This is a genomic window from Neobacillus fumarioli NBRC 102428 (assembly GCF_001591485.1).
Taxonomy (GTDB): domain Bacteria; phylum Bacillota; class Bacilli; order Bacillales; family Cytobacillaceae; genus Neobacillus; species Neobacillus fumarioli.
Genome location: NZ_BCUZ01000002.1, coordinates 58,341 through 73,342 on the forward strand (window position 1 = coordinate 58,341; position 15,002 = coordinate 73,342).

At 40.7% G+C, this 15,002-nt stretch carries 11 protein-coding genes and 1 pseudogene; 3 read left to right on the forward strand and 9 right to left on the reverse strand.

The window, feature by feature from the left end; translation table 11 throughout:
- Nucleotides 1–52: 52 nt before the first annotated feature.
- Nucleotides 53–1,414 carry an MATE family efflux transporter gene (locus BFU02S_RS00795; RefSeq protein ID WP_066365373.1) on the reverse strand — a complete coding sequence of 454 codons (1,362 nt, stop codon included), beginning with the start codon at nucleotides 1,412–1,414 and terminating at the stop codon, nucleotides 53–55.
- A gap of 186 nt (nucleotides 1,415–1,600) precedes the next feature.
- Here BFU02S_RS00795 and BFU02S_RS00800 point away from each other — a divergent pair, with 186 nt between their 5' ends.
- Nucleotides 1,601–2,383, forward strand: a complete 783-nt coding sequence (locus tag BFU02S_RS00800) for a helix-turn-helix domain-containing protein (RefSeq protein WP_066365265.1) — start codon at nucleotides 1,601–1,603, stop codon at nucleotides 2,381–2,383.
- A gap of 156 nt (nucleotides 2,384–2,539) precedes the next feature.
- On the opposite strand, the pseudogene BFU02S_RS00805 reads toward BFU02S_RS00800, so the two are convergent.
- Nucleotides 2,540–4,321 (reverse strand): annotated as a pseudogene (locus BFU02S_RS00805) (alpha-glycosidase).
- Nucleotides 4,322–4,529: 208 nt separating this feature from the next.
- On the opposite strand from BFU02S_RS00805, the gene BFU02S_RS00810 reads away from it, so the two are divergent.
- Nucleotides 4,530–5,552, forward strand: a complete 1,023-nt coding sequence (locus BFU02S_RS00810; RefSeq protein WP_066365266.1) for a LacI family DNA-binding transcriptional regulator — start codon at nucleotides 4,530–4,532, stop codon at nucleotides 5,550–5,552.
- Between the two features lie 25 nt (nucleotides 5,553–5,577).
- Here the strand turns inward: BFU02S_RS00810 and BFU02S_RS00815 are convergent, their stop codons facing one another.
- The 5 genes from BFU02S_RS00815 to BFU02S_RS00835 all read right to left on the reverse strand — a co-directional run bounded on the left by BFU02S_RS00815 (nucleotide 5,578) and on the right by BFU02S_RS00835 (nucleotide 11,150).
- Nucleotides 5,578–7,245 carry a glycoside hydrolase family 13 protein gene (locus BFU02S_RS00815; RefSeq protein ID WP_066365267.1) on the reverse strand — a complete coding sequence of 556 codons (1,668 nt, stop codon included), beginning with the start codon at nucleotides 7,243–7,245 and terminating at the stop codon, nucleotides 5,578–5,580.
- Nucleotides 7,246–7,406: 161 nt separating this feature from the next.
- A complete protein-coding gene (locus tag BFU02S_RS00820) occupies nucleotides 7,407–8,375 on the reverse strand; it encodes a sugar phosphate isomerase/epimerase family protein (RefSeq protein ID WP_066365269.1) in 969 nt (322 codons plus the stop codon).
- Nucleotides 8,372–9,391: a Gfo/Idh/MocA family protein gene (locus BFU02S_RS00825; RefSeq protein WP_066365279.1), complete on the reverse strand. Its 1,020-nt coding sequence runs from the start codon at nucleotides 9,389–9,391 to the stop codon at nucleotides 8,372–8,374. Before BFU02S_RS00825 ends, BFU02S_RS00820 begins: the two co-directional genes overlap by 4 nt.
- Complete coding sequence (locus tag BFU02S_RS00830; RefSeq protein ID WP_066365282.1) at nucleotides 9,391–10,422, reverse strand: Gfo/Idh/MocA family protein; 1,032 nt, start codon at nucleotides 10,420–10,422, stop codon at nucleotides 9,391–9,393. The genes BFU02S_RS00825 and BFU02S_RS00830 overlap by 1 nt, the downstream gene beginning before the upstream one ends.
- A gap of 2 nt (nucleotides 10,423–10,424) precedes the next feature.
- Nucleotides 10,425–11,150 carry a ThuA domain-containing protein gene (locus tag BFU02S_RS00835; protein ID WP_066365284.1) on the reverse strand — a complete coding sequence of 242 codons (726 nt, stop codon included), beginning with the start codon at nucleotides 11,148–11,150 and terminating at the stop codon, nucleotides 10,425–10,427.
- Between the two features lie 380 nt (nucleotides 11,151–11,530).
- Here BFU02S_RS00835 and argH point away from each other — a divergent pair, with 380 nt between their 5' ends.
- The gene (gene argH, locus BFU02S_RS00840) at nucleotides 11,531–13,051 is read left to right on the forward strand and encodes an argininosuccinate lyase (protein WP_066365375.1); all 1,521 of its coding nucleotides are present in this window, start codon (nucleotides 11,531–11,533) and stop codon (nucleotides 13,049–13,051) included.
- 120 nt (nucleotides 13,052–13,171) lie between these two features.
- Here argH and BFU02S_RS00845 read toward each other — a convergent pair whose 3' ends face one another.
- Together BFU02S_RS00845 and BFU02S_RS00850 are read right to left on the reverse strand one after the other, a co-directional pair.
- Nucleotides 13,172–14,008 carry a carbohydrate ABC transporter permease gene (locus tag BFU02S_RS00845; protein WP_066365288.1) on the reverse strand — a complete coding sequence of 279 codons (837 nt, stop codon included), beginning with the start codon at nucleotides 14,006–14,008 and terminating at the stop codon, nucleotides 13,172–13,174.
- Nucleotides 14,008–14,946 carry a carbohydrate ABC transporter permease gene (locus tag BFU02S_RS00850; RefSeq protein ID WP_084360946.1) on the reverse strand — a complete coding sequence of 313 codons (939 nt, stop codon included), beginning with the start codon at nucleotides 14,944–14,946 and terminating at the stop codon, nucleotides 14,008–14,010. Before BFU02S_RS00850 ends, BFU02S_RS00845 begins: the two co-directional genes overlap by 1 nt.
- Nucleotides 14,947–15,002 lie beyond the last annotated feature (56 nt).

Below are 15,002 nucleotides of genomic sequence, written 5' to 3' on the forward strand. Positions count from 1 at the left end.
TTTCAAAACAGGGGACTTCCATTTTGCGGGAAGCCCCCTGTTTTTTCTTATCTCAAATACTAGTAGTCTTTTCAACAGTCATTTTACTCTCCCACGGTTTAGCCAGCCAGCGTTTTAGGGCAAAGATCCCCCGCAGCCATTCGTCTGTCCCTTGGGCCATCCAGACTCCTAACAGCCCTAAGTTCAAGTAAACACCTAGAAAGTAACTTAGTGTTACAGCGACACCCCACATTGAAATAATGCCAATTATGACTGGAAACCGGACATCACCGGCTGATTTAAGCGAGCTCATCAATACGATATTCATTGCTCTTCCCGGCTCCACAAAAACAATTGCCCACAGAACAGGCAAACCAACTGCAATGATCTCAGGGTTCTTTGTAAATGTTTCTAGGAGTGGAGAGCCGACTAGAGCTATGACTAACGAAGTGAGCGTTGATGCAGCCATCGCAATTTTTAAAGTACGAAGGCCTCGTCTTAATGCCTGATCAAATTTTCTGCCGCCAATATAGCGGGCGACAAGCAACTGTGTCCCCTGCGCAATTGCCAGTGTAAACAAATAACAAACCATATTCATATTTAAAATATAAACACGGGTAGCAAGGGATGCGGCTCCGATGGAAACAACAATACTTGTAATCACTAATTGTGACAGTTGATACGACAAATTTTCACCCGCAGACGGAATCCCAATCGAAAGCAGCCCTTTGATATCGTCTTTCTTAGTAGTCAAAATATCATTGAACCCCAATTTTAATGACAGACGATTATAAACGAAGTACAATAAGGCCATAACGGCAAAAGCACGTGCGGCCAATATCGCCCATGAAACACCGGTAACCCCGGTTACCGGCAGTCCGAAAATATCCGTTGTAGCGATGATATTGCCTCCAACACTAATCAAGTCCATCATTACAGTAACAGCCATTGCTTCCTTTACATATCCGTGACTCCTCAGGACAGCACTTAAGGCTTGTGAAAGAGATTCAAAGAATAGAGAAATGCCGCAAATCCTTGTAAAAATAAGCCCGTATTCCAAGACCTTGCCATGAATATCAAATAGTCGCAGCAAATGTTCGCCAAAACAAAACACAACAATCCCGACAGCAATTCCAAACCAAAAATTCAAACCACATACAGAATGTGACAACTGTCTGGCTTTTTGGAAACGGCCCGCTCCCAAGTTTTGACTGATTAAAACTGTAGCACCGATGGAAGTCACATTAAAGACAAGAATGAAAATGTTTAAGAGCTGATTTGCCACGCCGACACCTGCCGCAGCATCATCTGCGTAATGGCTTAACATCAACGTCGCGATGATGCCCATGCCCATATGCAACGTAAGCTCAATAAACAGCGGCCAGGAAATGTTGAAAAGCGTTTGTTCGCGATACGTGTTTGTATTTACTTCCAACGCTCTTGCTCCTTTCGCCTTTAAAATAAGTAAAACCAAAATCCCATTTTGTACCGAATTTTCCCTCTGTAAAATCCACTTCACCATAATGACTAAGGCCATCTTATCTCTTATTCTTACAAATAAACATAGATGATATAATGAAAACATGAACGATTTTGCTAGGTTTTCAGAAAGAGGGACCGTATGAACACAAACATACTTTTTTGCGGTTATTCTTATCACACAAATGGTTATCATTCCCAATATATATCCGGCTACCCCATATATCTTTTTCGTCTTCAGACAGAAGGTGTCTGTGAAGTAGTCGTTAAGGGAAGAAAAATGGCGATTGAAAAAGGCGATCTTTTGCTAATCAAGCCTGGAGATCATTACGAACTACATGTCCAGGCAGGGCAAAACAGCGGGGACTATCATGTGGGCTGTGAAGGAACTTGGATTGATGAATGGTGGAACCGTTCTGAAAAGCCAGCTGTTTCCCGGATCGATCCAGATGAAAAACTGTTATCATTATGGCATCAAATTATCATTGAAAAGCGCCGGCCGCAAGCCAGCCAAAATGATGAGCTTAATGATTATTTATTGCGGGCTCTCTGTTTGTCGCTGGAACGTGCGATAGGCGAAACAGATAGCTCCATCAGTCACCCCTATCCGGTCACACGAATGATGCGATACATTGAAGAACACGCTACGCTTCCCTTTAAAGTGGAGGAAGTGGCACAACATGCCGGTCTCAGCGTCTCCCGATCTATTCATCTGTTTAAAAGCTCCGTTGGAAAAACAATGATGGAATACGCACAGGAAATCCGCTTGTCCGCAGCCATTGAGCGAATGAAATATACGGCACTAACCCTCGAACAAATTGCAATCGACTGTGGTTTTGGCAGCTATCCTTATTTTCACCGGGTATTTAAAAAGAAATTTGGCATTGCACCGGGTATGTACAGGCGGAATGAAAAAATTTTTTAGAAGGCTAAAAAGCTATTTTAGCGTAAAATGTATCGATATTAAAACCCAAGAATGTGATTTAATGACACTCTTGGGTTTGCTTTTTCTAAATTTCAGTTCGAAATACCACTTTTTTAGAAAGCACTTTATTTAATCAGGAAAATTATTGTCATATCTCTAATTACATGACAAGATTGTCATCCCATATGAAGGAAGAACAACGTCTAACTTTTCCTTTTTTACAATCAAAACATCTCCCGACAATAAATTAGTTACTTTTTTCCCGTTTAGATTAAGCGGTATATCTACTGTGATCCTTTTATCAGAATTATTGTAAACAAATACAAGGGTTTCCTCCTGATAAGTTTTCATATATACGATATGATTTGTCTTATTATCCGCCGAGAGAAATTGAAGTGATCCTTTGTTTCCAAATGCCGTGTTCTCTTTACGTAATGTAATTAACTGCGAAACAAATCTGCGTAATTCCTGATCTTGTTCGTCCTCGTTCCAAATCATACACTTGCGGCATCCCGGGTCCATTTCGCCTGTCATGCCAATTTCATCGCCATAATAAATACAAGGAGATCCAGGTGAAGAAAGCAAAAAGGTAAACAGCTGCCTTACTTTCATTGGATTTTCATTACATACCGTGAGAATTCTTGGCGTATCATGACTCCCAAGAAAATTAAAAGCAGCATCTGTAACATTCTGCGGATACATGAAGAGTGCTTCGGTTGTTTTATTCACAAATTCTTCGGCGCGGATTTCCTCTTTCGCAAAAAATTGAATAGCAGCACTTGTATATGGGTAATTCATCACCGCATCGAATTGATCCCCTTGCAGCCAAGGCATAGCATCATGCCAAATTTCACCTACTATATAAAGATCCGGTTTGATCGCTTTCACTTGTTTCCTAAATTCCCGCCAAAAATCATGGGATACCTCATTTGCCACGTCCAATCGCCAGCCGTCTATATCAAATTCCTTTACCCAGTAACGTCCCACTTCCAATAAATAGGATCTAACATCCGGATGTCCAGTATTTAACTTTGGCATCGCATATGTGAAAGCAAATGTATCATAGTTAGGGGTGGGCTCTGTTTGAACAGGATCATCATGAATATAAAACCAATCTTTATACTTGGAATTTTCCCCGTTCTTAAGAACATCCTGAAATGGCGGGAAGTAAAACCCACTATGATTAAAAACAGCATCAAGCATGACCTTTATGCCATTTTCATGGCAAACCTGAACAAGTCGTCTAAATGTTTCTTTATCACCAAACTGCGGATCAATCTCCATGTAATCAATGGTGTCATATTTATGATTGGAATATGCTTTAAAGATGGGGGTAAAATAGATTCCGGTAATCCCTAGTTCAACTAAATAATCAATGTGTTGGATGACTCCCTCAAAATCCCCTCCAAAGAAGTTAGTTGGTGTGGGGTCTGTACTCCCCCATGGTAATGTTCCTTCTGGATCATGAAGTTTATTACCATTTGCAAATCGATCCGGAAAAATTTGGTACCATACAGTATCCTTTACCCATGCAGGAATTTAGAAGACATCCTCTTCATTGAGAAATGGAAATGTAAAGTAGCTGGAGTTATCTTCAAGAGGTGCTTCTTCAAAAAATCCTTTTTCTGTATAAATAAGCTTTTCTTCACCGGACCATAATTCGAACCCATATTTTAAACGTCTAAATGTTGTCCGGATCTCAGTTTCCCAATAATCAAATAGATCGGTACTTCCTTTTTTGGTCATCTCTTTCTTTTCCCACGGTTTCCAACATGAAATGCCTTCTTTTGTTTTCTCCCAGGAATACGGGTCGCCGGCTATTACATTCACTTTTTCAACATCATTCCGTTTGGTCCGTAAACGTAAATGAACTGTTTGATGATCATATGCGTAAGCAAAATTATTTTTAGGTCTATGAAAAATTGCTTCCTTCAACATGATTGGCATGACTCCTTTGTCATTATTTAAGCAAACGTTTGCATTCATATTTATCGTATTATGTTAATCTCTTAAAGTCAATCTATTGAAAGAAATTTTAAAATACTCTTTGTAAATGTTATAATAAAACATATTTTTTATCTGACTTAAATCAAAAACTTGGAAATATAATGCAATCGTTTGCAAATTCCATGAAAGGATGTATCATATGGCAGTTACAATTAAAGATATTGCCAAGCTGGCGAATGTCGCACCATCCACTGTATCTCGTGTTCTGGCCAATAATTCCGTAATTAGTGAAAAAACAAAAAAACGTGTCCAAAAAGCAATTGAAGAATTAGGATATCATCCCAATCTAAATGCAAGAAGTTTAATCAATCAGACGACAAATGCCATTGGAATAGTCATGCCTGACTCCGCAAGCAAGACATTCCAGAATCCTTTTTTTCCAGAAGTGATCCGGGGCATTAGTTCGTTTATCCATACAAAGGAATATTCTTTGTACATGCTGACAGGAGAAACTCAAGAAGAAATTTATAATGGTGTTGTTAAAATGGTTCAAGGAAGACGAGTAGATGGCATAGTCCTGCTATACTCCCGGATCGACGACAAAATCATGCACTATTTAATTGAGCAGGATTTCCCTTTCGTGTTAATTGGAAAACCACAAAACTTTGCCCAAGAAATTACTTATATCGATAATGACAATTATTCAGCGGGAAAAGATGCAGCAGATTATCTGATCAATCTGGGACATAGACATATTGCTTTTATCGGAGGAAATCCTGATTTAATGGTGACAAAAGAACGATTATCCGGTTTTAAAGAAGCCCTTAAAAATGCCGGGCTAGAGATCCCCGAAGAATATATCTGTCATATGGAATTTTTGCAGGAAGGGGGAAAGGAAGCAGTAGAACAACTCATTTTACTGAAGCAGCCGCCTACGGCAATTGTTGTAACAGATGACCTAATGGCCCTTGGGGTGTTAAGTACGTTGTCGGAAAAAGGATACAACGTACCAGATGATTTATCTGTTATTAGCTTTAACAATGTTATTTTTTCAGAAATCTCCAATCCTCCGTTAACATCAGTAGATGTACGGATCTTTCAATTGGGATATGAATCTGCCCAAAGTTTGGTGGAAAAAATTAAATCCCCTAATCTTTTACCTAAAAATATCATCGTTCCATACAAAATCGTTGAGCGGCAATCATGCAAAACACCTAAATAGAGCAAAAGGGGCAGTGCCCCTACTTCTATTTCAGTAAATATACTCTTGTTTCATAAGGTTTTAGCGTGAAGCTCTTTCGTAATTTCTGATCGGTTAGATCATAATTGTTCAATACAAGTTTTGAAGAAGAATAGGATATACTTCCTGGAACTTTGAATCTTGTATGATTTTCACTGAAATTATTAATGACAATCGCCTTTTGCCTGCCCAATCTGCGCAAATAAACAAATAGTTTAGGATGATTGGGCTTTAATAATTGATATTCTCCATAAATAAAAACAGGATTTTCTTTTCTTAAGCGAATTAATTTTTTATAAAAATAATAAATAGAATCAGGGTCATTTAATTGGGCCTCTACGTTGATATGTTTATAATTCGGGTTTACACCCATCCATGTTTGGCCTGCGGTTGTAAAACCTGCCATGTTCGTTGAATCCCATTGCATCGGTGTACGGGAATTGTCACGGCCTTGATTCCATATGACTTCCATAATCTCCTCGTGCGAACGACCTTTTGCTGTTTCAATATGATAGTAATTAATCATGCCTACATCATTATAATCAAGAATAGATGGAAATTTCACATTTGTCATGCCGATTTCCTGTCCCTGATAGATAAACGGCGTCCCTTTCATAAGGAAATATAATGCACCGAGCATTTTTGCACTTTCTTTCCAATATTTACGGTCATTTCCCCAAGTTGACACCCGGCGCGGCTGGTCATGGTTTTCAATAAACAATGCGTTCCAGCCCCTGCCTTCTAATCCGGTTTGCCATTTGCTCAGCACCTTTTTTAAGGCACGTACATCAACGTTTTTTGACTCTTTATCCCAAAGGCTCAAAAATTCAAATTGAAAAATCATATGAAAATAGCCGTTCTCTTCGCCTACCCACTTGTCGGCGTCCTCAAGACCTACACCATTTGCCTCTCCGACGGTCATAATGTCATAATGTTTAAAAGTGTTCTCCGTAAATTCGGCAAGGAATTCATCAATACCTTCCACATTCATCATATAGCCAAAGCAAGGAACGTAATCTGAATTTTTAGGATTGGGCATATCCGGTAATCCGGGTTCTTTTTTAATATGAGAAATGGCATCAACTCGGAAGCCGTCAATTCCTTTCTCCAGCCACCAATTGACCATTGCTTGCAGAGCTTCTCGCACCTCGGGGTTTTCCCAATTCAAATCCGGCTGACGGCTTGAGAAAATATGCAAGTAATATTGATCCGTTTCCGCGTCATATTTCCAAGCGGAACCGTTAAAAATCGACTCCCAATTGTTTGGCTCCTTGCCATTTTTCCCATCTCGCCAAATATACCAATCTCGTTTTGGATTATCCTTCGAGGACCTGGATTCAATAAACCATGGATGTTCATCACTTGTATGGTTGATCACCAAGTCTAAGATCAATTTCATCTCTCGCTTATGAACTTCCTCAAGCAGTTCATCGAAATCCTCCATCGTTCCAAATTCGTCCATAATATCCTGATAATCTGATATATCATAACCATTATCATCATTCGGCGATTTGTACATCGGGCATATCCAAATCACATCAATACCTAAATCCTTAAGATAATCCAGTTTGGAAGTTACCCCTTTTAAATCCCCGATCCCATCACCATTGGAATCCATGAAACTTCTTGGATACACTTGATAAACAACACTTTCTTTCCACCATGTTTTCTTCATTTGTTATTCCTCTCTCGAACAAAAGATTATTCGTTCATACCTTCACATATCCTGTTAAAAGCAAAAGATCCATTCACACCACTCTCAGTGTAAATGGATGTTTCTAACCGGTTCATTATCCTTTGACTGAACCCTTCCTTGTGCCCTGAATCGCTTTGCTATTAAACCCACCACATCTCGGAAACAGGATCTTCGATAAGGATTGATTTTAAATTGCATACTGCCCGTTTAAATCCTTCGTCGATCGACATAATTGGGTCTTCGTGTTCAATGCTGACGACATAATCGTAACCATAGGTTCTTAAGGCACTCATCATATCGGACCATTCTTTTAAACTATGGCCGCAGCCGACAGAACGGAACGTCCAGGCACGTGTACGCACTTCGCCATATGGCTGCATATCCATTAATCCATACATATTCACATTTTCCTGGTCAATGTATGTGTCTTTCGCATGGAAATGATGAATCGCATTTTCTTTTGCCAAAATTTTAATCGCCGCAACCGGATCGATTCCCTGCCACCATAAGTGGCTCGGGTCCAAATTAGCGCCAATTGCATCACATGTTTCCTCACGCAATTTTAAAAGCGTGTAAGGTGTGTGAACCAAAAATCCGCCATGAAGCTCAAGTCCGATTTTGACATTATGCTCCTTGGCAAACGAGCCAACTTCCTTCCAGTACGGAATCAATTTCTCCTCCCATTGCCACTTCAGAACGTCCCCATATTCATTTGGCCATGGGGTTACAGGCCAGTTTGGATACTTTGCTCCTTCCTGATCACCCGCTGTTCCGGAAAAACAATTCACGACAGGGACTCCCAGAAGCGAAGCTAGCTTAATGGTTTTTAAAAGCGTTTCGTGTGATTTGGCAGCAAATTCTTTATCAGGTGAAATCGGGTTTCCATGACAGCTGAAAGCACTAATCATTAGCCCGCGTTCCTCCACCTTTTGAAGATACCCCCGGCGTGCCGTTTCATTTTCCAAAAGTCCGTTCAAATCACAATGGCTGTTCCCTGGATAGCATCCAGTTCCGATCTCAACGGCATGAAGCCCGGCTTCTTTCACGGTATCGAGCATTTCTTCAAATGATTTTTCAGCAAATAAGACGGTAAAAACACCTAGTTTCATAAGTGATTCCCTCCACTCTCATAAATTTGATCAATAATCCGCGATACTTGAAGTGCTTGTTCAGGATTTACTACGAGATCAGCAAGCCCCAAGCAGGCATCGATGAAATTCTTCGCCTGCGGAACGTCTGGACTTTCTTCACCAGGAATCCATGCCGCCTGGCTGTTTACTAACATGCCGTTCTTGGTTGTATAAAGCTCAAATGGAAAAACGCTTAGCCCTCCATCTACACCAGAAATGCTAACATTCGCATAATCGTCTTTAATATTCGCCGCCCAGGAGCTTTCAAACAGCATCGATGCCCCATTCTCGAATTTCATATACGCAGTGACATGATCATCAACATCAAAGGTTTCATGATCAAACGTCCCCCACTGATTCACTTGATTCGGGATCTTGCTTACTGCATGATAAGTGGTGCCTGACACTGCAATTTCTTTCGGATTTCCCATCAGCCAAAGGGCCAAGTCGAGAAGATGACAACCAAAATCGATGAGGCTGCCTCCGCCTTGAAGGCTTCTATTGGTAAAAACGCCCCACCCGGGCACTTTGCGCCGCCTTAAGGCATGGACTCTTGCAACTAGCGGCTTGCCCACTTCATTCATTGCCTTCTTAGCAGCTTGTGCTTCCTTCATAAATCGGTAATGATAGGCAATTGCCAGTACTTTACCGGCTTTTTCTGAAGCGGCAATCATTGCTTGGCATTCCTCTGCATTTAGGGCCATTGGCTTCTCACATAGCACATGAACACCAGCTTTAAGAGCAGCGATAGAAATTTCCGCATGAAATTTATTTGGGGTGCAAATACAGACTGCATCCACTTTAGGTAACAGATCCCGATAATCCTCAAATACACCTGGAATAGTATATTTTCCAGCTACTTCTTTCGCCCGTTCGATATGGACATCGCTTAATGCTGTTATTTCGCAAATATTGCTTAATGAAAGAAAAGCAGGGATATGGCGGCCCTGTGCGATGCCGCCTGCCCCAATGATTCCAATCCGTAATTTTTTCATTATACTCTCACTCTGACAATTTGTTTTGTTTCATTGGACTCAAGTGCCGCCAAAATAACTTCCAATGATTTCATCCCTTCTTCGCCTGGTACCGGAGGCTCCTGGTCATGGATAATAGAATGGACAAAATGCTCAATCACATGTGAATTATTTTGACCGCCGTCTTCATTCGATTGGATTTTTCCAAGCTCATACTTGACGACCTCGCCGTTTGCATATTGAACAACAAGTGAATGAACAGGATCGTCCTCTAAACGAAGGATCGCTTTTTCTCCATATATAATAGTAGAATTATCTTCCTTACTCGTATATGCCCAGCTTGCTGCAAGCGTTCCGATGATGCCGCTTTCGGTTTTTAATACGCAAACGGCGTTATCATCCACATCAGCGAAATCTTTTGCATTCGTTTCAACAAACGAACCTACTTCAACGATTTCTTCGCCTAACAGATATCGTATTAAATCCGCTTTATGCACCCCCAAATCGCCCATTGCCCCAACAAATGCTTTTTCTTTCTGGAAAAACCAGCTCTCTTTCCCATCTACACTCCAGCCTTCCGGTCCGCTATGGCCAAAAGCGGTCCTGAAGCTGTATATTTTGCCGATTTCCCCGTTTTGAATAAGCTGGCGCGCTTTTTGATGGGACGGTACGAAGCGCTGATTATGACCAATCATCAATTTTTTCCCGTTTAACGTTGCCGCTCTAATCATAGCTTCCGCTTCTTGCTTCGATGTCGCCATTGGCTTTTCACATAAAACATGAATGCCTGCTTCCAACGCAGCAATCGAAATGGTGGCATGAAGGCAGTTAGGGGTACACACGCTGACTGCATCCACCTCACCACTATTTAATAATGTTTCATAATTGGTAAAAGCACGAACCCCGTATTTTTCAGCCACTTCTATTGCCCGTTCCTCATGAATATCGCAAACAGCCACTAGCTCTACATGTTTATTGACTGCGTATTCCGGTAAATGACGATGCTGGGCAATACTGCCGCATCCGATAACACCAACTCTTAATTTTCCCATGACTACTTTCCTCCCCTAATGTTTTCAAGCGGTTTCGCGTTTCCATAAACCGGACGTTCCCGCCTAACGGGCTCAGCCCATTTTACTGCATTGATGATGACACGTTGAATTTGCTTGTTATGATAGGTTGGATATGTTTCGTGTCCGGGTCTGAAGTAAAACACCTTTCCATTTCCACGTTTGTATGTACAGCCGCTGCGAAATACTTCCCCGCCTTCAAACCAGCTGATAAAAATAACCTCGTCCGGCTGCGGAATATCAAAATGTTCCCCATACATTTCTTCTTGGTCCAATTCAATATATTCAGAGATTCCTTCCGTAATCGGGTGACCAGGGGTTACAACCCAAAGCCGTTCTTTTTCATCGGCTTCACGCCATTTCAGGTCACAGCTGGTGCCCATTAAGCTTTTAAAAATTTTCGAGAAATGACCGGAATGAAGAACGATCAAACCCATACCATCAAGGACACGCTGCTTTACTTTTTCAACGATCGCATCCTTTACTTCTCCATGTGCCAGATGGCCCCACCATACCAATACATCGGTTTTAGTTAAAACATCATCTGTTAAGCCATGCTCCAGCTCATCGAGCGTGGCGGTTGTTGTTTCAAATCCGGCTGATTGAAGGAATTCCGCAATCGCTCCGTGAATCCCGTTAGGATAGATATCTCTAACAACCGGATTTTTTTGTTCATGACGGTTTACGTTCCATACTGTTACCTTTACCATAAACTCACTCCTTTATATTTATTTTAAAGAATACGAGATTCATTGAAACTGCTTACATTGACACGTAAGGTGGAAAATATTGATCCTATTTACCGCCTCTTACTCCTTTAGACATCCCTTATTTGATTACATCTTAAACTACAAATCTTTCAATAAACATACATGATATCACTAAAACATCTATTATTTTGCTATTTTATAAAGCTGATCGTTTATGATGACTAACAAGCGAAAAAGTGATTCACTAAAAATACAGATGATTTTCCAGTACTGTTGGCACTGGATTTGAATAAGCTTTAGTAATTTAAAATTAGGATTGTTCCATCCTGATAATGGAGGAAGATGTAATGGGAACTTTAAATGAAAATGATCCAAAAGGCATGACCCAACGGGATAGGATCTTTGAGCAGGAAGGCTGTACATTTCCGGGCAAGACCTATACGGAGGTCGTTTTAAAACCTGCATATGATGAAGCCAAACTGCATTTGCTGGAACCTATGATGGCGATTCATAAAGCGCAACTGATCATGCTGGTTGAACAAGGCTTAATTTCTTGTGAGCAGGGAAAGAAAATGGCAGAGGCGATTAGCAGTCTGGATCTGCAGTCCATTCGTACATCAAACTATTCAGGGCAAGTGGAAGATTTGTTTTTTCAAATTGAAACCGAACTGCTCCATAAAGCAGGGGATATTGCCGGAAATCTGCATATCGGCCGGAGCCGTAATGATATGGGAATTACTATGTTTCGACTGGCACTGCTGGAAAAAATACAGACGACATTTTCTTCCCTATTACTATTACAGGATCAATTATTACATTTTGCCAGCGAACATGTGGATACACTCATGATTGGCTATACCCACACACAGCAAGCCCAGCCCACTACTCTTGCTCATTATATCCTTGCTGTTGTTGATTCCTTAAACCGAGATATACAGCGGTTCATCCATGCCTACAAACAATGCAATCAAAGTCCGATGGGGGCAGCGGCTTTTACGACTTCCGGATTTAACATAAATAGAAAAAGAATGATGGAGCTCCTTGGCTTTGAGGGATACATTGAAAATTCTTATGATGCCATTGCCGGGGCGGATTATATTGCTGAAGTCATGACTGCCGTTCAAATAACAGCAATCAGCCTCGGTAGATTTGTCCAAGATTTGTTGTTATGGAGCACTCAGGAATTTTCTGTACTGCGTGTTTCCGATCCTTATGTACAAACGAGCTCCATCATGCCGCAAAAGCGGAACCCGGTATCTCTTGAACATATCCGATCACTGTTATCCAGTTGTGTAGGCAATACCCAGACTGTTCTCACAATGCTTCACAACACGCCATTTGGCGATATTGTGGACACAGAAGATGATATGCAGCCCTATGCCTGGAGAAGTTTAGATTTATTAGATAAATTATGCAGACTGCTGGCCTGTGTGATTGGAACTACTGAGGTAAATAAAAAAGTATTACGAGATCGCGCAAAAGCCAGCTTTGCAACCGTTACGGAACTTGCGGATACGTTAGTCAGAACGGATGGACTTTCCTTCCGTACGGCTCATCATATTGCAAGCGAGGTAGTAAAAATAGCCCTAACGCAAGGAATCGGAGTACATGAAGTTTCCCTTTCACTTGTCAATGAAGCGGCTAATGATGTGATCGGCAAACCGCTCAAGCTGGATGAGGCAAAGCTGCAAGAATCACTTGATCCCGATAACTTCGTAAAGATTCGGTCACTGCCTGGAGGCCCGAATCCAGACGAAGTAAGAAGAATGATAACAGATCGGCAACACCTGTATGCTAGACATGAATCCTGGCTGAAAGAAGCGAAAGAAAAATCCAAAAAGGCACTTCGGTATTTAGATGCTGTATTGGCGGAGTGGTGTAAAATTCACAGAAATTGCTAATTCTATTTTACAAAAGGCTGTTTAAAAAGCCCATTTTGGAGTTAAATATACCAAAATTAAAAACCCAAGAATGCTGATTTTAACGGCATTCTTGGGTTTGATTTTGGACAGCCCCTTTTTTTATTTAATCGATCCCTGCATGACACCATTTATAATCGATTTCTGTCCAATCATGTACATAATGAGAATTGGAAGGACGGTCAGGAGAATGGCTGGGATCAGCAGTTCCCAGTTGTTCATATATGTGCCATTGAAAACTTTCATTTGAACTGGCATTGTATAGACCGTTTCGTTATTTAGCACCAGCGAAGGAAGCAGGTAGTCATTCCAGATCCATAACACGTTTAGAATGGCAATGGTGACGGTGATTGGTTTAAGCATTGGAAAAACAATCAAGAAGAAAGTTTGCAACGTATTGCAACCATCTATTCTTGCCGCTTCTTCTACCTCAATCGGAATGGATTTCATAAATCCATGAAACATAAAGATGGAAAGGGCGCTTCCAAAGCCGATGTAAAAACAGATTAGTAATGGAATCGGAATCAAATCAATCAATTGGAGTTTTGCCCCATAAATATAAATCAGCGGAATCATCAAAGATTGAAACGGAATCACCATGGAAGCTACCAGAATCGTGAAAAATATTTTATTATACTTGGTCGGTTTTCTGACCATGTGATAGGCAGCCATCGCTGAGAAAAATACAATAAGAAGTGTACTGATAAGCGTAATCAACAGAGAGTTTTTAAATGTTACTAAAAAATTCATTTTGGCAATGACATCACTAAAATGAGCGAAATCCCAATGACTAGGAAGCGAAAAGGGATTCGTTATAATTTCCCCATTGCTTTTGAATGAATTGATCATGAGCAAAATAAACGGAAAGATAAAACAAGCCAAGGCAATGAATGCAATTAAATATACGAAAGTGGAAGCCACGATTTTCTTCGCAGTCATTACGCTTCAACCTCCATTTTCTTGCTGAAATAAACTTGAATCCCGGTAACAATGGCGACAATGAGGAACAAAATAATGGCTTCTGCCTGCCCTGTACCGTAATTTGCTTCCACAAAAGCTTTATTTACCACATGCATAGACACCATCAGGGTACTGTTGAAAGGCCCGCCTTTTGTCAGTGAGAAATTCAAATCATACACCATAAAGGCATTTTTTAGAGACAAGAAGATCGTAACAACAAATGAAGGTACCATTAAGGGCAGCGTTATATTGATAAGTCTTCTAAAAGCCCCCGCCCCGTCAATTTTGGCAGCTTCGATCAGATCCTTTGGAATACTGATCAATCCTGCAATGAAAATGATCATCATATAACCGGATGTCTGCCAGATCGTGACGATCACAAGAGCCCAAAATGCCATATGCGGGTCTCCAAGCCAGCCAAGCTTCAGCCAGGAAATTCCCAGCTTTTCCCCTAATGCAGGCAGTGATTGAACAAACACAAATTGCCAAATATATCCGAGAACTAAACCACCAATTAAATTAGGGGTAAAATAAGCTGTCCGCAAAGAGTTTTGAATCTTCATTCCGGAAGTTACCAGATAAGCCAATCCAAATCCAACAAGATTCACAAAAAAGACAGTTGCCACAACAAACTTAATCGTAAGCCAAAGAGAACTCCAAAACTCGGCATCCTTAAAGGCATTTACATAATTCAGCATTCCCGAAAACACCATGGCGTCTATTGGGGAGTCCATTTTATTAAGAGTAAGATATATTCCGTAAATAAAAGGAATGACAACAGTTATGGCAAAAAAAATGGTAGAAGGACCTAAAAATAGCATCGAATTTCCTAAACTGGTAAGGTTCCTTTTTCTTCGTATTACCTTCTGACTGATTTCAGTATGATAGCTAACCTCATCAACCTTTTTTGCAAGCATTTATCTCACATCCTATCTAAAACAAATGGGCGAGATTGATTCACCCGCCCACTTAT